Source organism: Actinopolyspora mortivallis (assembly GCF_003001495.1).
GTDB lineage: Bacteria > Actinomycetota > Actinomycetes > Mycobacteriales > Pseudonocardiaceae > Actinopolyspora > Actinopolyspora mortivallis_A.
In genome coordinates this window covers 113,462-133,239 of the sequence record NZ_PVSR01000001.1, presented here as the reverse complement: position 1 = coordinate 133,239, position 19,778 = coordinate 113,462, and the positions used below count along the sequence as shown (strand labels likewise).

Below are 19,778 nucleotides of genomic sequence, written 5' to 3'. Positions count from 1 at the left end.
AGCGGAATCCGATGTGGTTCAACAGACAACGATCCCGGTGGTTACCGTTCGGTAATAAGCGCTAGAGTGCACGTTACCGGCCGGTAGCGCCGTGGCTCCCGCGACCTGTGAAGTCACCGACCGGCCTGGCGCGTACCCACATCGAGAAGGAGCACGCCGTGGCAGCACCTGCGTCGGCAACAGCCGACACGAGCAGCGGCCCCGCATCGGCGGGAGCGCCGCGTGCCCCCAGGAACGTGGTCTTCGTCGACGGCGTCCGCACGCCGTTCGGCAAGGCCGGTCCGAAGGGCATGTACGCCGAGACCCGCGCGGACGACATGGTCGTCAAAGTCATCCGTGAACTGCTGCGCAGGCAGCCGCAGCTTCCCCCCGAGCGGATCGACGAAGTCGCCATCGCGGCCACCACCCAGATCGGTGACCAGGGACTGACGATCGGCAGGAACGCGGCGCTGCTCGCCGGACTGCCGAAGTCCGTGCCCGGCTTCGCCATCGACCGGATGTGCGCCGGAGCCATGACGGCCGTGACCACCACGGCCAGCGGCATCGGCTTCGGTGGCTACGACATCGCCGTCGCAGGCGGGGTCGAGCACATGGGCAGCCACCCGATGGGGGAAGGGGCCGACCCCAACCCCCGGTTCGTCTCCGACAACCTCGTGGACTCCTCCGCGCTGGTGATGGGCTCCACCGCGGAGAACCTGCACGACAGGTACCCGAAGCTGACCAAGCAGCGCACCGACGCCTACGCCGCGCTCAGCCAGCAGCGCTACCAGGCCGCGGCCGAGGCCGGCAAGATCGCCGCCGACCTGGTCCCGGTCGCCACCCGCTCCGGCGAGGCCGGCTGGGGACTGGCCACCGGTGACGAGCCCCCGCGTCCCGGCACCACGGCGGAGTCCCTCGAAGGACTGAAGACTCCCTTCCGTCCCCACGGACGGGTGACTCCCGGGAACTCGGCGGGACTCAACGACGGCGCCACCGGCTGCCTGATCGCCGACGAGCACAGCGCCCGCGAACTCGGACTCCCCGTCGGGATGCGCATGGTCGGCTACGCCTTCGCCGGGGTGGAACCCGAGGTCATGGGTGTCGGGCCGGTTCCGGCCACCGAGAAGGCCCTCAAGCGTGCCGGACTGAGCATCGACGACATCGGACTCTTCGAGATCAACGAGGCGTTCGCCGTCCAGGTCCTGGCCTTCCTGGACCACTTCGGCATCCCCGAGGACGACGAGCGGGTCAACCCGTGGGGCGGCGCCATCGCCTGCGGCCACCCGCTGGCCTCCTCCGGTGTCCGCCTGATGACCCAGTTGTCCAGGCACTTCGCCGAACGCCCCGATGTCCGCTACGGCATCACGACGATGTGTATCGGCTTCGGCATGGGCGGCACCGTCATCTGGGAAAACCCGCACCACGACGAGACCGCTGGGGGCGCCAAGTGAGCACCGACACCGACTTCACCGCCCTGTTCCCCGACGAGGTCGTCACCAACGCCCACACCCGGCTGGTGGACGCGCCCGGCCTCGGGGGCAAACTCGCGCTGGTCACCATCGACAACGGGCACGACCACACCAAGCCCTCCACCTTCGGCCCCGGAGGGCTCGTGGCGCTCGACAGGGCCCTGGACGAGGCCTTCGCCGCGGAACCCGCGGCCATCGCGGTCACCGGCAAGCCGTTCGTGTTCGCCGTCGGTGCCGACCTCTCCGGCATCGGGCACCTCACGAAGCGCGAACACGCCCACCGCATCGCCCGAACCGGGCACGACGTGTTCCGCAGGCTGACCGAGTCGTCGATCCCGACCTTCGCCTTCGTCAACGGCGCCGCGCTCGGCGGCGGGCTGGAACTGGCCCTGTCCTGCCACTACCGCACCGTGTCCGACAACGTCGGCGCCGTCGCCTTCCCGGAGTGCTTCCTCGGGCTGTTCCCCGGCTGGGGCGGAACCCAGCTGCTGCCGAACCTGATCGGGGCGGACCAGGCGGTCACCGTCATCCTGGAGAACGCGCTCAACCAGAACAAGATGCTCAAGTCCGGCAAGGCCACCGAGATGGGCATCTTCGACGTCGAGCTGGAGTCCCCGGACTTCCTGGAGGAGTCGGTACGCTGGGCCACCCGCGTGGTCAACGGGGAGCAGAGCGTACGGCGGGCCGAGATCGACCGGGGCCGGGCCTGGGACGACGCGGTCCAACGTGCCAGGCAGCTCGTCGCCTCCAAGACCCACGGGGCCTCCCCCGCCGTGGACAAGGCCGTCGAACTGATCGACCTCGCCCGGAACAACGACCTCGACGAGGGGTACGCGGCCGAGACCGAGGCGCTGGCCGACGCCCTCATGTCCGACGAGCTGCGCGCGGGCCTCTACGCCTTCGACCTCACCCAGAAGAGGGCGAAGAAACCCGCCGGAGCACCGGACAAGTCCCTGGCCAGGGACGTCAACAAGGTCGGTGTCGTCGGTGCGGGTCTCATGGCGGGCCAACTGGCCCTGCTGTTCGCCCGGAGGCTGGAAGTCCCGGTCGTGTTGACCGACATCGACCAGGAACGCATCGACAGGGGCGTGGCCTACGTGCACGGCGAGATCGACAAGCTCGCCGAGAAGGGCCGCCTCTCCCAGGACGGGGTGAACCGGCTCAAGGGCCTGGTCACCGGCTCGCTCGACAAGGCCGCCTTCGCCGACGCCGACTTCGTCATCGAGGCCGTGTTCGAGGAGATGTCGGTCAAGCAGCAGGTCTTCGGCGAGCTCGAACAGCACGTCTCCCCCGAGGCCGTGCTGGCGACCAACACCTCCTCCCTGTCGATCAGCGAGATGGCCTCGACGCTCTCCCACCCGGAGCGGGTCGTGGGCTTCCACTTCTTCAACCCGGTCGCGGTGCTGCCGCTGCTGGAGATCGTGCGCGGCAAGGGGACCGACGACGCGACGCTGGCCACCGCCTTCGCGGTCGGCAAGAAGCTCAAGAAGTCCTGCGTGCTCGTCGCCGACGCACCGGCCTTCGTGGTCAACCGGTTGCTGACCCGTTTCCTCGGCGAGGTCATCGCCTCGGTCGACGAGGGGACCCCCTTCGAGGTCGCCGACCGGGCGCTGGACCCGCTCGGGCTGCCGATGAGCCCGATGGTGCTGTTGCAGCTGGTCGGTCCCGCGATCGCCCAGCACGTCAACGAGACCATGCACGCGGCCTACCCGGACCGCTTCGGGATCAGCGAGAACCTCCAGCGGTTCGTCGAGGCGGGCAAGACCGCGGTGTGGACCACCGACGAGGCGGGCAACCAGATCGTCGACCCCGAGGTGGCCGAACTCTGGAAGCAGGGTGACGCCCCGCTGTCCGAGGAGCAGGTCCGCGATCGGGCCCTGCGCGCCCTGGCGGAGGAAGCCAGGATCATGCTGGACGAGAACGTGGTGTTGGAGGCCGCCGACCTCGACCTGTGCATGATCCTCGGTGCCGGTTGGCCCTTCTGGCTGGGCGGCATCACGCCGTACCTGGACCGTTCGGGCTACTCCGAGCTGGTCAACGGCAGGCGTTTCCTGGAGCCGGGCGTGGCGAGCGTGGCCACCGGCTGACACCGGCGACGTCGCGAGGAAGGCCGGGGCGGTGCGCACCGCCCCGGCCTTTCACGTCTCGGGGGTGGCCCGGCGCGGTGGCCACGAACGCGGGGAGGCTCAGCTGCCCTCCTGGCCCGAGGTGTCCAGGTCGGCCGTGATGTCCTGGGTCGTCTCGTCCAGACGGCCCTCCAGCCGGTCGGCCACCCACTCGGTGATCCGCCTGGCCACGTCCTGCTCGGTCAGTCCCAGTTCCGCCAGTACCTCGCCCCGGGAGGCGTGTTCCAGGAACCGCTGGGGAATGGCGAGGTCCCGCAGCGGAACGTCCATCTCCGCGTCCCGCAGGGCCGCGGCCAACGACCAGCCGAACCCGCCGTGCCTGCCGCAGTCCTCCAGGGTGACCACGAGACGGTGCTGGCCCGCGAGGTCGACCATCGCCCCGGGAACAGGGACCACCCAGCGCGGGTCAACCACGGTGACGCCGATTCCCTGGTCGGCGAGCCGTTCGGCGGCGGCCACCGCGAGTTCGGCGAAGATCCCCACGGCCCCCAGCAGCACGTCGCGGTTCTCGTGTTCGGCGGGGCGACGCAGGATGTCCACTCCACGCACCCGCTCCAGGGCGGGAACCCGCTCCACCACGGACCCCTTGGGGAAACGGACCACCGTCGGGCCGTCGTCGACAGCGACGGCCTCCCGCAGCTCCTCCCGCAGGGTCTCCGCGTCCCGGGGGGCGGCCGCCCGCAGTCCGGGGACGACTCCGAGCACGGACAGGTCCCACATCCCGTTGTGGCTGGGGCCGTCGTCACCGGTCACACCGGAGCGGTCCAGGGTGACGGTCACCGGTTGCCGGTGCAGTGCCACGTCCATGAGCAACTGGTCGAAAGCCCGGTTCAGGAAGGTGGAGTACACGGCGAAGACGGGGTGCAGCCCGCCCATGGCCATACCGGCGGCCGAGGTCATGGCGTGCTGTTCGGCGATGCCCACGTCCACGCACCGCTCGGGGTAGTGCTTGGCGAACTTGTCCAGCCCGGTGGGGCCGAGCATCGCCCCGGTGATGGCCACGAGATCCTCCCGCTCGCCACCGAGACGGACCAGTTCGTCGGAGAACACGCTGGTCCAGCTGGTCGTGCTCGGTCCGGTCGGGGTTCCCGTGGTCGGATCCATGACCTTCACCTGGTGCATCTGGTCCGCCTCGTGGTTCTCCGCCGGGGCGAATCCGTTCCCCTTCTGGGTGACGGCATGGACGATGACCGGTCCTCCGAAGGTCCTGGCCATCCCCAGGGCGTACTCCAGGGCCTTGAAGTCGTGCCCGTCGACCGGTCCCAGGTACTTGATGCCCAGGTCGGAGAACATCACCTGAGGGCTCAGCGCGTCCTTGATCCCGCGCTTGGCCGCGTGCAGGCCGGTGTAGAGCGGCCTGCCCACTACGGGAAGGTTGCGTACGGTGCGGCGGCCGTTCTCCAGAGCGCGCTCGTAGCCGGGGCGCAGCCGCAACGAGGCCAGGTGCTCGGCCAGCCCCCCGATGGTGGGCGCGTAGGAACGTCCGTTGTCGTTGACGACGATGACGAGCGGACGCTCCTGGTCCGCGGCGATGTTGTTCAACGCCTCCCAGCACATGCCGCCGGTCAGCGCCCCGTCGCCCACCACGGCCACGACGTGGCGGTCGGTTCCGCCGAGCTGGAACGCCCGTGCCAGCCCGTCGGCGTAGGACAGCGAGGTGGAGGCGTGGCTGTTCTCCACCAGGTCGTGCTCGCTCTCCTCCCGGGAGGGATAACCGGACAGCCCGCCGCGCTTGCGCAGCCTGTCGAAGCCCTCCTGCCGCCCGGTGATGATCTTGTGCACGTAGGCCTGGTGGCCGGTGTCGAACACGATCGCGTCGTGCGGTGACTCGAACGTGCGATGCACAGCCAGGGTCAACTCCACAGCACCCAGGTTCGGCCCCAGATGACCACCCGTGCGCGAAACCTTGTCGACCAGGAATGATCTGATCTCGGCGGCGAGCTCGACCAACTCACCGTGCTCCAGGCGCTGTACATCGGCCGGACTGTGCACGGACTCCAGCAGCGTCACCGCTCCACCTCGCTCGTCGTGCCCGACTACAGGTCGAATCGTGGACCGGCCCCGCTCAACGACCGGTCACTGGCGTGGCCACCCGGGTCCCGGGCCGCCGGAAGCACACGTTCGGGCTCTCGTGCCTCCCGTCGCGAACTCCTTTCGAGGGATCTCACGCGACCCTCCCAGTCTACTGAGCCGTACCCGGGTTCAGGTCACACGGCTTCCCGGCATGGTCACTCACAAGGTCGGTTCACCATCCTCCAACAGAGCGATGCATTCCACATGGTGAGTCATCGGAAACGCGTCAAAGGCCTCCAACCGGGTGAGTCGATACCCGTGACCACGGAAAAGATCGAGATCCCGCGCCAAGGCCGCCGGATCGCAGGCGACGTGGACCACCCTGGCCGGCCGGGCTCCCGCCACCGCGCGGACCACCTCCCTGCCGGCGCCCTTCCTGGGAGGATCCAGCACCACGACGTCGGGAGAGGGAATCCGCTCCTCGGTGACCACGGTCTCCACCCGTCCGGCTCGCGTGCGCACCTGCTGCATGTCGGCCAGGTTGGAGGCCGCGTCCCGGGTACCGGCGGCACTGGACTCGACGAGCACCACCTCCCCGGAGGGTCCGACCTGACGCCCGAGCACGGCGGCGAACAACCCCACACCCCCGTAGAGGTCCCAGGCGCATCCCCCCTCGGGGGCCGCCGCCATCTCCTCGACCACCCCGGCGAAACACTCGGCGGCGGCACGGTGCACCTGCCAGAAACCGTGCGCGTCCATGCCCCACTCCCGGCCCACGGCGCTCTCGTGGGCGAAGCCGGTGCCGAGCACCTCGTCCCGCCGGCCGCGCTCGCGCCGAGCGCGTGGCCCCTTCCCCGAGGGAGGTCGGGGCGGGTACTCGGCGACGTGCAGCTGCCCACGGCCGTCCGCGGTCACCGCGACCTCTCCCCCGGGCGTCCAGGTGCGGGCGGTGACCTCCTCCAGCGCTCCCTCGACCGTGATCGGGCAGTCCTCCAGGGGCACCACCCGGTGGCTGCGGTGGGCACGGAACCCGACGTGTCCCCGCTCGTCCACGGCCAACCGCACCCGGGTGCGCCAACGCAGCGGACCTCCGGGAAGCGGGCGTACCGTCACGGAGGTCTCGATCCCGGCCAGCCTCCACAGCTGTTCCGCCACCACCGCTGCCTTCAGGTCCCGCTGGGTGGCGTGATCGGCGTGCTGCCAGTCGCATCCTCCACAGCGGTTCCTTCCCAGGGCCATGTCCGCCAGGGGGCACGGTGGGTTCACCCGCCCCTCGGCGGGTTCGAGGACACGCACGGCGTCGGCCCGGCAGAATCCCCCGCCGCGGTCCTCGGTCACTTCGGCCTCCACCCTCTCCCCTGGCAAGGTGTGCCGCACGAAGACGACCCTGCCCTCGTGGCGGGCCACGCAGTGCCCCCCGTGGGCCACCGAGTCGACGTCGAGCAGCAGTCTGCGCCCGGTCCAGTCCGGTTTGGCGCTCACTGTCGGTCCTTCCCCTTCTCGTCCTGTCCGGCTCCCCAGCGCACCGAACGACGCGGGGCGGGGGCCCGCAGATCGACCCTGTTGGAGGATTCGAGCTGCCAGGGAACGCTCGTGACCATCACCCCGGGTTCGAACAGCAGCCTGCTCTTGAGTCGCAGCGCGCTCTGGTTGTGCAGCAGTTGCTCCCACCAACGCCCCACCACGTACTCGGGGATGAACACCGTGACGACGTCCCGCGGACTATCTTTGCGAATTCTTTTCACGTAATCGACGATCGGACGCGTGATCTCCCGGTAGGGGGACTCCAGCACCTTCAACGGCACGGAGACCCCGCGCTCCTCCCAGGCCGCCACGAGCTGCCTCGTCTCCCCGTCGTCCACGTTCACGGTGATGGCCTCCAGCTCGTCGGGACGGGTGGCCCGGGCGTAGGCCAGGGCACGCATGCTCGGCAGATGCAGCTGGGAGACCAGCACCAGCCCGTAGTTGCGCGACGGCAACACGGCGGGCCCGTCCGCCCGCCGCAACTCCTCGGCGACCCGCACGTAGTGCCTGCGGATCCCCACCATCAGCAGATAACTGGCCATCATGGCCACGATCGCGATCCAGGCGCCGTGCAGGAACTTGGTGACCAGAACGATGACCAGCACAGTCGCGGTCGTGGCCAGCCCGACACCGTTGATCAGCCGCGCCCGTTCGATCCGTTTGCGCGCCTCCGGCTCGCTGACCTCGCGTAGCTGTCGGTTCCAGTGCCGAAGCATCCCGCTCTGGCTGAACACGAAGGAGACGAAGACCCCCACGATGTAGAGCTGGATGAGCTTGGTCACCTGCGCCTCGAAAACGAGCACCAGCACCGTGGCGAACCCCGCCAGGAACAGGATGCCGTTCGAGAAGGCCAACCGGTCCCCTCTGGTGTGCAGCTGCCGGGGCAGATACCTGTCCTGGGCCAGCACCGACCCCAGCAGCGGGAAACCGTTGAAGGCCGTGTTGGCGGCCAGCACCAGGATCAGGCCGGTGAAGAAGATCAGGTAGTACACGGCCGGCGGGAACCCCGCGAACACCGCATCCGCCAACTGGGCGATCAGCGTCTTCTGCTCGTAGTCCGGGGGCACGCCGAGCAGCTGCTGTTGGGGGTCCTGCGCGATCACCACCCCGGTGGCACGGGCCAGCAGCAACAGGCCCATGAACATGGTGATCGCGATCAGGCCCATCATCAGCAGCGTGCTCGCGGCGTTGCGCGACTTGGGCTTGCGGAAGGCGGGCACCCCGTTGCTGATCGCCTCCACCCCGGTCAACGCGGCGCTGCCCGAGGAGAAGGCACGCAACACCAGGAAGGCGAAACCGAGCCCCGCCACGTGGGAGGGTTCCTGGACCAGCTCGAAACCGGCGCTGTCCGCGCGCAGCTCCTCCCCCCGGACGTAGATGCGGTACAGCCCCACCCCGATCATCCCGAGGATCCCCAGCACGAAGGCGTAGGTCGGCACCGCCGACACCGTTCCCGACTCCCGGACACCGCGCAGGTTCATCGCCGTCAGCAGGGCGATCGCTCCCACGGCGAAGGCGACCTTGTGCTCGGCGACCACGGGGACCAACGAGCCTATGTTCGCCGCGGCCGAGGAGATCGACACCGCCACGGTGAGCACGTAGTCGACCATCAGGGCACTGGCCACCGCCACTCCCCACCTGGGCCCGTGGTTGACCGCGGCCACCTCGTAGTCACCGCCGCCCGAGGTGTAGGCCCGTACGTTCTGTCGGTAGGAAGCCACCACGACCAGCATCACCACGGCCACCACCAGTCCGACCCACGGACTGATCGTGTAGGCCGAGGCGCCCGCCAGGGACAGCGTGAGCAGGATCTCCTCCGGCGCGTAGGCCACGCTGGACATCGGGTCCGAGGCGAACACGGGCAACGCGATGCGCTTGGGCAGCAAGGTGTGGGACAGCCGGTCACTGCGGAAGGGACGTCCCACCAACAGACGCTTGGCCACCGTCGCGAGCTTGGACACGGCCCCAGAGCGTAAGGGCCGCTTGCGCGGGAGGCGGTAGCTGTCCGCCGTTCGGGGTCCACGCGGAACGCCCCCGCCCCCACGAGGAGCTCGCGGGAGACCCCCGGGGAGGCCGTTCCGGCAGCACAGCACGACAACAGCCCCCTGCTCCGCCTCGGATGTCGTTCACTCGATACGGTGCACCGGCCCGAGGTGGCACGGGACCGCCGGAGACGAGTGCACCGGCGGTTCCGCAGACGCACCCCGGTGAACCGGGGTGCCGCCGGGCGCCGAGGGGTACTGTCAGAGCCGTGGGACGAGTTCCCGGAACCGTCCCCACGGTCGATCCGGCAAGCAGCCGAGAGCGAGGAAACCGGTCGTGCATGTTGTGATCATGGGTTGCGGCCGAGTCGGAGCGTCCCTGGCCGCGGCGCTGCAACGGCTCGATCACACCGTGGCGGTGGTGGACAAGGATCCCGAGTCCTTCCACCGACTGAGCAGGCACTTCCACGGAAGCCACGTCACGGGCAACGGATTCGACAGACAGGTGCTCGTGGAAGCGGGCATCGAGCGGGCCGGAGCGTTCGCGGCCGTCTCCAACGGGGACAACTCCAACATCGTCTCTGCCCGGGTCGCACGGGAGACCTTCGGGGTCGACCACGTCGTCGCCCGCATCTACGACCCGAAACGGGCCGAGGTCTACCAGCGCCTCGGCATCCCCACGGTGGCCACCGTCCCGTGGACGACGGACCGCTTCCTGCGGATGCTCCTGCCCGAAGGGGTGGCTACGGACTGGCGGGATCCCTCCGGCTCGGTCGCCGTGCTGCGCCTGCCCCTGCACGAGGGGTGGGTCGGAAAACGGGTTCTGGACCTGGAGACCGCGCTCGGCTGTCGAGTGGCCTTCGTGATGCGTTTCGGCAACGGGGTTCTCGCCCGGCCCCACACCGTGATCCAGGCCGACGACACGGTGTACGTGGCGGCCCTGTCCGGCACGGTCACCGACGTGACGGCCACCGCCCAGCGTCCACCCGAGGAGAGCGAGTAATGCGCGTCGCCATCGCCGGAGCCGGTGCCGTCGGACAGTCCATCGCCAGGGAACTGCTGGAGGGCGGGCACGAGGTGATGCTCCTCGAACGCTCCACCGAGAACTTCCGCCCAGGAAGCATTCCGGGCGCCCAGTGGGTGCACGCCGACGCCTGCGAACTGTCCTCGCTGGAGGAGACCGGCATAGAGACCTGCGACGTCGTGATCGCGGCCACCGGGGACGACAAGGTCAACCTGGTGGTGTCCCTGCTGACCAAGACGGAGTTCGCGGTGCGGCGCGTGGCCGCCCGGGTGAACGATCCCCAGAACGAGTGGCTGTTCACCGAGGCCTGGGGCGTGGACGTGGCCGTCTCCACTCCGCGGATGCTCGCGGCCATGGTGGAGGAAGCGGTCAGCATCGGCGACATCGTCCGCCTCATGACCCTGCGGCAGGGCCAGGCCAACCTGGTGGAGATGACCCTGCCCGAGGGCACCCCGCTGGCGGGACACCGGGTCCGGGACCTGACCCTGCCCCGGGACACCGCGCTGGTCGCGATCCTCCGCAAGGGCAGGGTCATCGTCCCGCAGTCCGACGACCCGCTGGAGATCGGGGACGAGATGCTGTTCATCACCTCCGAGGAGGAGGAACACCGCATCAGCGCGTTGATACACGACCCACCGGGCCTCGACTGAGTCCGTGCCCGGTGGCCCCGCTTCACGGCCACGGTGCTGCCCCGGGATTCCGCCCGGAAGCTCCTCCTCAGCCCGTGGCGGGACTCTCGGGGGCGACACGCCCCGTCTCCGCCCCGGGGGAGCTCTTCCCGTCGGCGGTGGAGGACTGCTGGACGGTCTTGCTCGCGCGGCGGATCGCCCAGACGGTGACCAACAGGGCCACCGCCGTGAGGGGATAGCCCATGGCGATGCGGGCCACGGCCAGCCAGCCCGTCTGGTCGGCCGCGTACAGCCAGTGCTGGACCACGAACTTGGCGAGGAACACCACCGTCCAGGACAGGGTCGCCAGGTCGTAGCCGGTCAGCGCCCTCCGGTTGTGCCTCCAGGCGAAACCGTGTCCGTTGAGCACCGACCAGACGACCCCGACCAACGGCCAGCGCACCGCGATCGAGACCAGGAAACCTCCCCCGTAGAGCAGACTGGTCCAGATACCCAGCAGGAAGAATCCCTTGGCGTCCCCGGTGCGGTAGGCGATGAACGAGCAGACCGCCACCCCGAGCACTCCGGAGACGGCGGGTTGCAACGGTTCCCTGCGGACGACACGGGCCACCGCTATCGCCAGGGAGCTCGCGATGGCGATCCAGATGGCCGCCACCATGCCGAACAGGGAGTTGACCACCACGAACACGACGACGGGGACAGCGGAGTAGGCGAGGCCGCTGACACCGCCCATCTGTTGCAGCAGCGTCTGCTCGGCCCCGTTCCTGCCCTCGGGAGCGCGTAACCCGAACGGGGCCTTGGCGCCCGCGGACGACTCGGAACCGGCGGAGTCGTCCGCCGCCTCGGTGGGACTCCCGAACGGCTCCTGCGGCCCGGGAGTGGAGGAACTGGATTCGGTCATGCGGTGTTCTGCAACTCGTAGTAGGGGTTGTATAGCACCTTGTGTCCGTCACGATCGGCAATCCGGCCGCGCGCCTTGATGGTTCGACCGGGGTCTATTCCGGTGATACGCCTCCTGCCGAACCAGACGAGCGTGACCCCTTCGGTTCCGTCGTAGAGTTCCGCCTCCAGGGTGGGTACGGAGGCCTTGGGAACCATGCCCACGCAGCGAACCCGCCCGAGCACCTCGGCCTGCTCGCCGCACTTGCAGTCACACGCGCGCCGCGCGCCGCTGGCCCGCGACCTCTCGGAGAGGTCGTCGGCGTCCAGCTCGGCGACGTCTCTGGTGAGACGACGTACGAGACGGCGCAGGTAGCCGCCTCCGTTGTTGTTCATCTCGCGCTCCCGTGCGCAGTGGACCTCACGGGCAGTGCAGACTACACCCGTGTGATGACAGCCTAGTCACGCGGAATGCCCACGTCCTCGTCCTGGCGGCAACCCGCCCGCACGACTCCGTTCGCCAACAGCGAGCACGCGGCTCACGCCTGGGCCTGTGCCTGTTCCTGCTGGTGCTGGATGTGCTGGGCGATCTCCTGGGGCAACTCGATCGGAAGCGGCGTGCGTACCGGCATCGGGTCCGAACCGCGGTCCACGATCGTCTCCTCCATCACCGCGTGGAGCAGTTTCGTACAGGAGTCCAGGTCGGCGGCCGGACTCGCCGCCACCCCCCGCAGCAACCAGCGCGGGCCGTCCACACCGACGAAGCGCAGTGAGCTCTTCGACGTGTCGGCGACGATCTCGGTGTCCCAGGCCCCGTCCTCGAAGCGCACCGTGGCCCCGTCGGACCGGAGCTGGTTCGCCAGCTCCTGGCGCACCTCCTGCCAGAGTTCCCCCGTGCGCGGGGCGGCGAAGGCGCTCACGGTCAGCCTCCCCGAGGGAGTGAGCAGGTGAACGGCCCGCACCGGCCCTTCCGGGTCTATCTCGACCTGCAACTGGCTGTTCTCCGGCACGGGCAGCCGCACCGAACCGAGGTCCAGTCGCTCGATCTCGTCGTCCGGGGCCTCCTCACGGTCGTACGGGCCACCGTCGACCGCGGCTTCCTCCTGCTCGTGGAAGTCCTCGTCGACGGCGTACTCCTCCGCCCTGGCGTTCTCCCGCCCGCGGCGGCGCCATCCGAACATCCCCTCAGACCTCCGTATCGCCGGTCGTACTCCCTGCGACCCGGCTTCCGTCCGGGCCGCTCAGCGCTCCGTGACCTCCGGTGGAACCATATCCGTCGGTGCCACGCACGGACTCTGGCAGTTGGGTGACTTCTTGGAAAACAGCCTGCTCGACACGCTGTATCACCAACTGGGCTATTCGGTCCCCCCGGCACAGGCGCAGCGTCCGCTCCGGATCGTGGTTGATCAGGCACACCTTGATCTCACCACGATAGCCCGCGTCCACGGTTCCCGGAGCGTTCACCACGCCGAGACCCAGCCGGGCGGCCAACCCCGAACGGGGGTGGACGAACCCGGCGTATCCCGTGGGCAGGGCTATCGCGACACCGGTTCCCACCACCGAGCGTTCTCCGGGGCCCAGTTCGAGGTCCTCGGTCGTGACGAGATCGGCGCCCGCATCACCAGCACGGGCGTAGGCGGGCAGCGGAATCTCGGGATCGGTACGGGTCAGCAGCACCTTCACACTCGACACGGGGCGCAAGACTACCCTGGAGACGTGTCGGAGAGTTCGGAAGCGGGGCTGGCCGGAGAGACCTCCCCCGCCCCTCGGGGAGAGCCGGGGCGTCCTCGGTATCGGGAACGTGTGCGCGCCGCCTGGTGGAGCTGGCCGTTACCGCTGGTCGCGGCGGTGCTGCTCGCCGCCGAGGTGCACATGGGCTATCCGGGGGTCCGCGCCTGGCTGCCCTACGTGGTGCTGGTTCCCCTGGCCGTGGGGCTCGTGCTGTGGATGAGCCGGTTGCGCATCCTCGTCACCGACGAGGAGTTCGTGGTCGGCTCGGCGCGTCTGCCGCTGCGGGTGATCGCCGACGTCGAGGTGATCCCACGCGAGCGCAAGCAACGGGCACTCGGGCCCGAACTGGACCCGGCGGCCTTCCTTGTGCACCGCCCGTGGGCTCCCACGATGGTGCGTGTCTGGCTGGACGACCCCGAGGACCCGACTCCCTACTGGGTGGTCAGCACACGTCGTCCCGAACAACTGGCCAGGGCACTGACCTCGGAGTAGTTCTCCGGCCCGCGAGCGCGGCCGGGCCCCTCCGAGTGGGCTGAACGGCGGACTGGATACGCGGCTGTCGACACCGACCATATCCAGTCCGCCTCACACCGCCGCACACATGCGGATCATGCCGCGCAGTCGCGGCACACGTACTTGCCGTTGCGTTCCTCGGCCAACCGGTTGCGGTGGTGCACCAGGAAGCAGCTCGAGCAGGTGAACTCGTCGGCCTGCTTGGGCAACACCTTGACCGTCATTTCCTCGCCGGAAAGGTCGGCCCCCGGAAGCTCGAAGTTGTCGGCGATCTCCCCCTCGTCGGTGTCGACCGATCCGGACTGCGCGTCGTTGCGCTTGGCCTTGAGCTCCTCCAACGAGTCCTCGGGCAGGTCCTCGGCTTCACCGCGACGTGGGGCGTCGTAGTCGGTCGCCATGTCGTCTCACCCCTGCTTCTGTGGAGATGTGCAATGGTGTGCCGCTGGTCAACGTTCCAGGGCCTCGATTTGTGCCCGCACCCGACAGTGGCGGAGGTCTCGTCCTGTCCGCGCTCCAAGTTCCCCCGAAACGAGCGACCGCCTCCGCCGGCACAGCGTCGAGCGCCGGAAGGGTAGCTCATCAGCAGGCGGAATACGCACCGGGTCACCCACAGGTGTGGTATGTGCTGCACTCCACCACCGGGACGCCGCCCGGACACCGGGTGAGCCCGGTGCGGACATGGCATCCTGGGAAACGGCCGAACCCACCCACCCGAACGACACCACCGGGAGTGCGTGATCGCACATCCGAGGCGGAGTTCGGTGGTGATCCGGTTCCCGAGGAACAACGACTTCGACACGACTGTCCGCACGAGGCCGCACCGGAACGTGACAGCGCCTAAGCTGAGAGGAGGCAGGGGGTGGCGGAGTCGATCCCGCCCCCGCGCCGCGAAGCAGACGACTTGATCAGGGGAGGCTGGCGGACGTGTCCACCGGGAGCACAGCACAGGGGCCTCGGCGGCCGCGGTACCGGCGCCGGCGCCCACTGCCCGCGCTGATCCTGCTGGCCGTGCTCGTCGTGTTGTCCGGATTCGTCTGGACGAGGGTTTTCGAGTCCACCGAATCGGTCGAGGCGGCGACGCGCTGCAACATACCGGGAACCGAACCCGGCAGTCAGCAGGCCCAACCGGGGGAACCGCCGACGCGAACGGCCGCCGGCACCATGCTGTCCAGGAACGCCCTGGACGACACCCGGCCCTCCCCTCCCCAGGACGTCTCGGTACGAGTGTTCAACGCCAACGGAGAGGTGAACCAGGCCAGTCTGGTCTCCGAGGAACTCACCAACCTCGGTTTCGCCAAGGCGGGTGATCCCGCCAACGACCCCGTCTACACCGACCTCGACATGGACTGTCACGCCCAGATCCGTTACGGCGAGAACGGGGCGCAGGCGGCCCGCACCCTGAGCCTGATCGTCCCGTGCGCGCAGCTGGTGCGCGACGAACGCCCCGGTGCCGAGGTGGATCTGGCCCTCGGTTCGGAGTTCGACGACGTCAGGGCCACCCAGCAGGGACACCAGGCGTTGCAGCAGCTGAAGAACTGGGCGAAGGAGAACCGGGGGCGAACCGGGGACCAGCCCGGCGCGGCACCACCCCGGGTGGACCGGGAACTGCTCGAACAGGCACGCGACGTGCACTGCTGACACTCCTGGAACTTCGCTGCCACGGGCGCCCGGTGGCTCCAACCCGTCCGTGACGAGGACCTGCCGGGCACCGACTGGCGGGCCCGTCACGAGTGTTTCGGGACGCTCGCCGGAGGGCCCGTGACGGTTTCAGATCGTCGAGACCTTCTTGTCGAGCAACGTGGCGGTGAGTGCCTCGGCGATGCCCGGGCAGGCACAGAGGATCGCCTCGTCACCGAGGCCGTCCGTGGAGTTCGGGTGAGGCAGGCGCAGCCGGGCACCGGCCTCGGAGGCGATCAGAGCTCCGGCGGCCCAGTCCCAGCGGGACAGCCCGTGCTCGTAGTAGCCGTCCAGCCATCCCGCCGCCACAGCGCACAGGTCCAGTGAGGCCGCCCCTCCTCGGCGGATGTCGCGAATCTCACTGATCATCTCTGTCAGCAGCGCGGCCTGTCGGCTCCGACGTTGCTGGTGGTAGCTGAATCCGGTGCCCAGCAGTGAGAGGTCGAGACGCCGTTCCGCGGAGACGGTGAGGCGCTGCCCGTCGAGTTCGGCACCGTGTCCGCTCGCCGCGCTCCACACCCGCCCGGTACGGGGTTCGACCACCGCTCCGGCCAGGGAGGTCCCGTTTCGCTGGACGGCCACGGAGACGGCATAGTTGGGGTGGCCGTAGAGATAATTCACAGTTCCGTCGATCGGATCGACCACCCACTGCAGCCCCTCCTGCTCGTGGGTCCCTCCCTCCTCCTCCCCGAGCACGGGGTCCCCGGGCCGTAACTCCTCCAGGCGTTGCCTGATCAGCCGTTCGACCGCCCGGTCCGCCGCCGTCACCACGTCCGTCTCGGTGCTCTTGGTGTCCACCGTTCCCTCGGTGACCACCCCGTGTCGCATGTTCTCGGCCAGCTCGGCGGCCTCGCGCGCGACACGCACGGAGATGTCGCGCAGACTCTGGACGTCATACTCGTGTGTCAAACCCACGTTCACATCGCACCACAGTGCGGTTAAAGTCTGCACACCATCGTCCTGAATCGAATAGGAAGGATCAGGCATGGGCACTGCCCGTGGTTTCGGCGTGGACATCGGAGGTTCCGGCATCAAGGGGTGCCCCGTCGATGTCGAAGGTGGCGTTCTGGCCGACGAACGACTGCGGATCTCGACCCCGCAGCCCTCGACTCCCGACGCGGTGGCGGACACGGTCGCCGAGATCGTCGCCAAGTTCGGCTGGGAGGGCCCGGTCGGCATCACCCTGCCGTGTGTGATCAAGAACGGGACCGCGTTGACGGCCGCCAACGTCGACGAGGACTGGATCGATACAGACGCGCAGGAACTGTTCGCCAAGCGGCTCGGTCGAGCCCGTGAAGAGATCGTCATGGTCAACGACGCCGACGCCGCGGGACTGGCCGAGATGCGCTTCGGGGCGGGAGCCGAGCGGCAGGGCCTCGTGGTGGTGCTCACCTTCGGGACCGGCATCGGCAGTTCCACGTTCCTGAACGGGCAGCTCGTCCCCAACACCGAGTTCGGTCACATCGAGGTGGACGGCCGCGACGCCGAGGAGGAGGCGGCCGCCTCGGTGAAGGACAACCTGGAACTCACCTACGAGGAGTGGGCCCCCCGCGTGAGCAGGTACATCCGGACGCTGGAGCGGTTCCTGTGGCCGGACCTGATCATCGCCGGGGGCGGAGTGAGCAAGAAGGCGCACAAGTGGCTGCCGCTGCTGCAGACCCGTACCCCGATCGTGCCAGCGAAGCTGAAGAACGACGCGGGTATAGTCGGAGCGGCCTCAGCCGCTGCACAACACGCGTAACATCGGCTGTGGCATCGCTCGGATGAGGGCGGTACCGGCACGGGGTGGGTGCACGAACACGTGACATCGGGCGCCGATCATCCTCACAGCGGAACCGCGCTCACCTGACACAGTTACAATGGAACACGTCCCACCGAATTCACGGCCTTCCGGCACGTCTCGTAGGGCTCGAACGGTGGGTTGTCCCCGACCCCTGGCGGCCGAGGTTTCGCGCCCCCGGCCAGCCCTGGCAGACCGTCGCGAAAGGGCGTACGTGGCAGCCGCAGAAACCGCAACCCGACGCTCCGGCTCCGCTGCAGCATCAGGCGGGGTCCGGTCCGAGCCCAGCAAGAAGAAGACGACTTCCACCACGGAAGCCACTTCCGGAACCGAGGCCGACGAACCGAAGAAGTCCTCGTCGGGAAGGAAGACGTCCAAGGGCTCCACTGGGACCAAGTCGAGCGGAACCAAGTCGACCAGCCGCAAGAGCACCTCGAAGTCGACGGCCAAGAAGGGCACGAAGTCGACTTCGAGCAAGAGCGCCTCCACCTCGAAGTCCGGTTCGTCCGCGGACCAGGCCGGCGCCGAGACCCTGGGGATCGACGAACCCATCGAGACCGACCTCACCTCTCCGAACATCGGGGACCTCGACGACATCGAGGTCGACATCCCCGAGGAGCCCGAGGTCGTCGAGGACGAGGAGGGCAAGACCGACCCCGACTTCGTCTGGGACGAGGAGGAGTCGGAGGCGCTCCGACAGGCACGCAAGGACGCCGAGCTCACCGCCTCGGCCGACTCGGTGCGCGCCTACCTGAAGCAGATCGGCAAGGTCGCCCTGCTCAACGCCGAGGAGGAGGTGGAGCTCGCCAAACGTATCGAGGCGGGCCTCTACGCGGCGGAGCGGTTGCGCCAGGCCGAGGAGGCCGGCGAGATGCCGCCGCTCCAGCTCCGCAGGGACCTGCGCTGGATCGTGCGGGACGGTGAGCGCGCCAAGAGCCACCTGCTCGAAGCCAACCTGCGTCTGGTGGTCAGCCTGGCCAAGCGCTACACCGGCCGGGGCATGGCCTTCCTCGACCTCATCCAGGAGGGCAACCTCGGACTGATCCGGGCGGTGGAGAAGTTCGACTACACCAAGGGCTACAAGTTCTCCACCTACGCCACCTGGTGGATCCGACAGGCCATCACCCGGGCCATGGCCGACCAGGCCCGCACCATCCGGATCCCGGTCCACATGGTGGAGGTCATCAACAAACTCGGCCGGATCCAGCGTGAGCTGCTTCAGGACCTCGGTCGCGAGCCCACCCCGGAGGAACTGGCCAAGGAGATGGACATCTCCCCGGAGAAGGTGCTGGAAATCCAGCAGTACGCCCGGGAGCCCATCTCGCTCGACCAGACCATCGGCGACGAGGGCGACAGTCAGCTCGGTGACTTCATCGAGGACTCCGAGGCCGTCGTCGCGGTGGACGCGGTGTCGTTCACGTTGTTGCAGGACCAGTTGCAGTCGGTGCTGCAGACGCTGTCCGAACGCGAGGCGGGCGTGGTCCGGCTGCGTTTCGGCCTCACCGACGGACAGCCGCGCACCCTGGACGAGATCGGCCAGGTCTACGGCGTCACCCGGGAACGCATTCGGCAGATCGAGTCCAAGACCATGTCGAAGTTGCGGCACCCCTCGCGTTCGCAGGTGCTGCGCGACTACCTGGACTGAATGGTCGGCCGGCGGCCTCGGGCCGCCGTGCCCGCGCCCCGCACTCCCGGTTCCCCAGCCCGGTCGAGTGCGGGGCGCTTTTTCGTTCCTCCCCGGGGCGAGGACGTCGGGACCGCTCCCTCCAGCCGGGAGGGACGGGACGACCGCAGGGTGACCTACGACACTTTTCGTGCCGTCGCGAGGAAAGATCCGAGCGAAATCCCGTTCGCCCACAGCGGAAAAACACCCAGAAAAAAGCGAAATACCGCCCCGAAAAAGCGCCCGGAGGGCGTGGTCGAGGGGCGAACAACCGCCGAACACCCCAAAAACGAAAGACGTTTTCGCAGGTCACAGGATCACTTCAGTGATCGACTACGCTGTGTTCCCGATCACTGGGCCATCCGGGCATTTTCCGGTGACGCATATCGCTGATCGTCCTTGGAACAGTGACGCGAGGCCATGTGTCTGTAAGAGTGGAACGTGCGACACCGGCCCCGTCGCCAGCGGGCTACCGGTGGTTGCAGCAGGATCGAGGCGTCGGGTACCCCCGGCGCCGGGACGGAGGGAGATTCCCATGCCCGAGACGCTCACCCGCCCCGAGTTGACCGCCGCCGACCGCTGTGACCGCTGCGGGGCCGCCGCAAAGCTCAGGGCAGTTCTCCAGTCCGGCGGAGAGCTGCTGTTCTGCGGACACCACGCCCGCGAATTCAAGGCCGGTCTCAGTGAGGTTGACGCGGACCTTCAGGAAGACGAGCAGATCGAGCTCTGACTCAGGTAGGACGAGGCAACGCCCGGCCGAAGACGGTTTCGGCCGGGCGTTGCTTCTTG

18 protein-coding genes are annotated in these 19,778 nt (G+C 68.7%); 9 read left to right on the top strand and 9 right to left on the bottom strand.

From position 1 onward, the window contains the following. Nucleotides 1–236: 236 nt before the first annotated feature. Complete coding sequence (locus tag CEP50_RS00585) at nucleotides 237–1,430, top strand: thiolase family protein (RefSeq protein WP_106111944.1); 1,194 nt, start codon at nucleotides 237–239, stop codon at nucleotides 1,428–1,430. Then, entirely contained in the window at nucleotides 1,427–3,535 is a 2,109-nt protein-coding gene (locus tag CEP50_RS00580; protein WP_106111943.1) for a 3-hydroxyacyl-CoA dehydrogenase NAD-binding domain-containing protein, read from the top strand. The genes CEP50_RS00585 and CEP50_RS00580 overlap by 4 nt, the downstream gene beginning before the upstream one ends. A gap of 99 nt (nucleotides 3,536–3,634) precedes the next feature. Here CEP50_RS00580 and dxs read toward each other — a convergent pair whose 3' ends face one another. From dxs to CEP50_RS00565, 3 genes are all read right to left on the bottom strand, one after another. Continuing rightward, the gene (gene dxs, locus CEP50_RS00575) at nucleotides 3,635–5,584 is read right to left on the bottom strand and encodes a 1-deoxy-D-xylulose-5-phosphate synthase (protein WP_106111942.1); all 1,950 of its coding nucleotides are present in this window, start codon (nucleotides 5,582–5,584) and stop codon (nucleotides 3,635–3,637) included. A 222-nt stretch (nucleotides 5,585–5,806) separates the two neighbouring features. After that, entirely contained in the window at nucleotides 5,807–7,069 is a 1,263-nt protein-coding gene (locus CEP50_RS00570; protein WP_106111941.1) for a class I SAM-dependent RNA methyltransferase, read from the bottom strand. Continuing rightward, nucleotides 7,066–9,072 (bottom strand): APC family permease, encoded by a 2,007-nt coding sequence (locus CEP50_RS00565; protein WP_106111940.1) that lies wholly within the window; start codon nucleotides 9,070–9,072, stop codon nucleotides 7,066–7,068. The genes CEP50_RS00570 and CEP50_RS00565 overlap by 4 nt, the downstream gene beginning before the upstream one ends. A gap of 358 nt (nucleotides 9,073–9,430) precedes the next feature. Between CEP50_RS00565 and CEP50_RS00560 the strand changes: the two genes are divergently transcribed. Both CEP50_RS00560 and CEP50_RS00555 read left to right on the top strand, forming a co-directional pair. Then, nucleotides 9,431–10,096, top strand: coding sequence for a potassium channel family protein (locus tag CEP50_RS00560; protein WP_106111939.1), 666 nt, complete (start codon nucleotides 9,431–9,433; stop codon nucleotides 10,094–10,096). After that, nucleotides 10,096–10,767: a potassium channel family protein gene (locus CEP50_RS00555; RefSeq protein WP_106111938.1), complete on the top strand. Its 672-nt coding sequence runs from the start codon at nucleotides 10,096–10,098 to the stop codon at nucleotides 10,765–10,767. The genes CEP50_RS00560 and CEP50_RS00555 overlap by 1 nt, the downstream gene beginning before the upstream one ends. Before the next feature lie 67 nt (nucleotides 10,768–10,834). On the opposite strand, the gene CEP50_RS00550 is transcribed toward CEP50_RS00555, so the two are convergent. The 4 genes from CEP50_RS00550 to dut form a co-directional block, all read right to left on the bottom strand. After that, nucleotides 10,835–11,647: a DUF3159 domain-containing protein gene (locus tag CEP50_RS00550; RefSeq protein ID WP_106111937.1), complete on the bottom strand. Its 813-nt coding sequence runs from the start codon at nucleotides 11,645–11,647 to the stop codon at nucleotides 10,835–10,837. Further along, nucleotides 11,644–12,021, bottom strand: coding sequence for an OB-fold nucleic acid binding domain-containing protein (locus tag CEP50_RS00545; RefSeq protein ID WP_019853541.1), 378 nt, complete (start codon nucleotides 12,019–12,021; stop codon nucleotides 11,644–11,646). The genes CEP50_RS00550 and CEP50_RS00545 overlap by 4 nt, the downstream gene beginning before the upstream one ends. Nucleotides 12,022–12,164: 143 nt before the next feature. Further along, the gene (locus tag CEP50_RS00540) at nucleotides 12,165–12,806 is read right to left on the bottom strand and encodes a DUF3710 domain-containing protein (RefSeq protein WP_106111936.1); all 642 of its coding nucleotides are present in this window, start codon (nucleotides 12,804–12,806) and stop codon (nucleotides 12,165–12,167) included. A 4-nt stretch (nucleotides 12,807–12,810) separates the two neighbouring features. Further along, nucleotides 12,811–13,317 (bottom strand): dUTP diphosphatase, encoded by a 507-nt coding sequence (gene dut, locus CEP50_RS00535; RefSeq protein ID WP_106111935.1) that lies wholly within the window; start codon nucleotides 13,315–13,317, stop codon nucleotides 12,811–12,813. Between the two features lie 111 nt (nucleotides 13,318–13,428). Here dut and CEP50_RS00530 point away from each other — a divergent pair, with 111 nt between their 5' ends. Further along, nucleotides 13,429–13,848, top strand: coding sequence for a DUF3093 domain-containing protein (locus CEP50_RS00530; RefSeq protein ID WP_181188167.1), 420 nt, complete (start codon nucleotides 13,429–13,431; stop codon nucleotides 13,846–13,848). A 116-nt stretch (nucleotides 13,849–13,964) separates the two neighbouring features. Here the strand turns inward: CEP50_RS00530 and CEP50_RS00525 are convergent, their stop codons facing one another. After that, entirely contained in the window at nucleotides 13,965–14,267 is a 303-nt protein-coding gene (locus CEP50_RS00525; protein WP_019853537.1) for a DUF4193 domain-containing protein, read from the bottom strand. 526 nt (nucleotides 14,268–14,793) lie between these two features. On the opposite strand from CEP50_RS00525, the gene cei reads away from it, so the two are divergent. Then, nucleotides 14,794–15,507 carry an envelope integrity protein Cei gene (gene cei / locus CEP50_RS00520; protein ID WP_181188147.1) on the top strand — a complete coding sequence of 238 codons (714 nt, stop codon included), beginning with the start codon at nucleotides 14,794–14,796 and terminating at the stop codon, nucleotides 15,505–15,507. Between the two features lie 129 nt (nucleotides 15,508–15,636). Here cei and CEP50_RS00515 read toward each other — a convergent pair whose 3' ends face one another. Further along, nucleotides 15,637–16,467, bottom strand: coding sequence for an inositol monophosphatase family protein (locus CEP50_RS00515; RefSeq protein ID WP_106111933.1), 831 nt, complete (start codon nucleotides 16,465–16,467; stop codon nucleotides 15,637–15,639). A 64-nt stretch (nucleotides 16,468–16,531) separates the two neighbouring features. On the opposite strand from CEP50_RS00515, the gene ppgK reads away from it, so the two are divergent. The 3 genes from ppgK to CEP50_RS00500 all read left to right on the top strand — a co-directional run bounded on the left by ppgK (nucleotide 16,532) and on the right by CEP50_RS00500 (nucleotide 19,719). Beyond that, the gene (gene ppgK, locus CEP50_RS00510) at nucleotides 16,532–17,287 is read left to right on the top strand and encodes a polyphosphate--glucose phosphotransferase (protein ID WP_106111932.1); all 756 of its coding nucleotides are present in this window, start codon (nucleotides 16,532–16,534) and stop codon (nucleotides 17,285–17,287) included. A 226-nt stretch (nucleotides 17,288–17,513) separates the two neighbouring features. Continuing rightward, on the top strand, nucleotides 17,514–18,971 hold the full coding sequence (locus CEP50_RS00505) for an RNA polymerase sigma factor (protein ID WP_106112252.1): 1,458 nt from the start codon (nucleotides 17,514–17,516) through the stop codon (nucleotides 18,969–18,971). A gap of 553 nt (nucleotides 18,972–19,524) precedes the next feature. Beyond that, a complete protein-coding gene (locus CEP50_RS00500; RefSeq protein ID WP_019853532.1) occupies nucleotides 19,525–19,719 on the top strand; it encodes a DUF7455 domain-containing protein in 195 nt (64 codons plus the stop codon). Nucleotides 19,720–19,778: the final 59 nt, after the last annotated feature.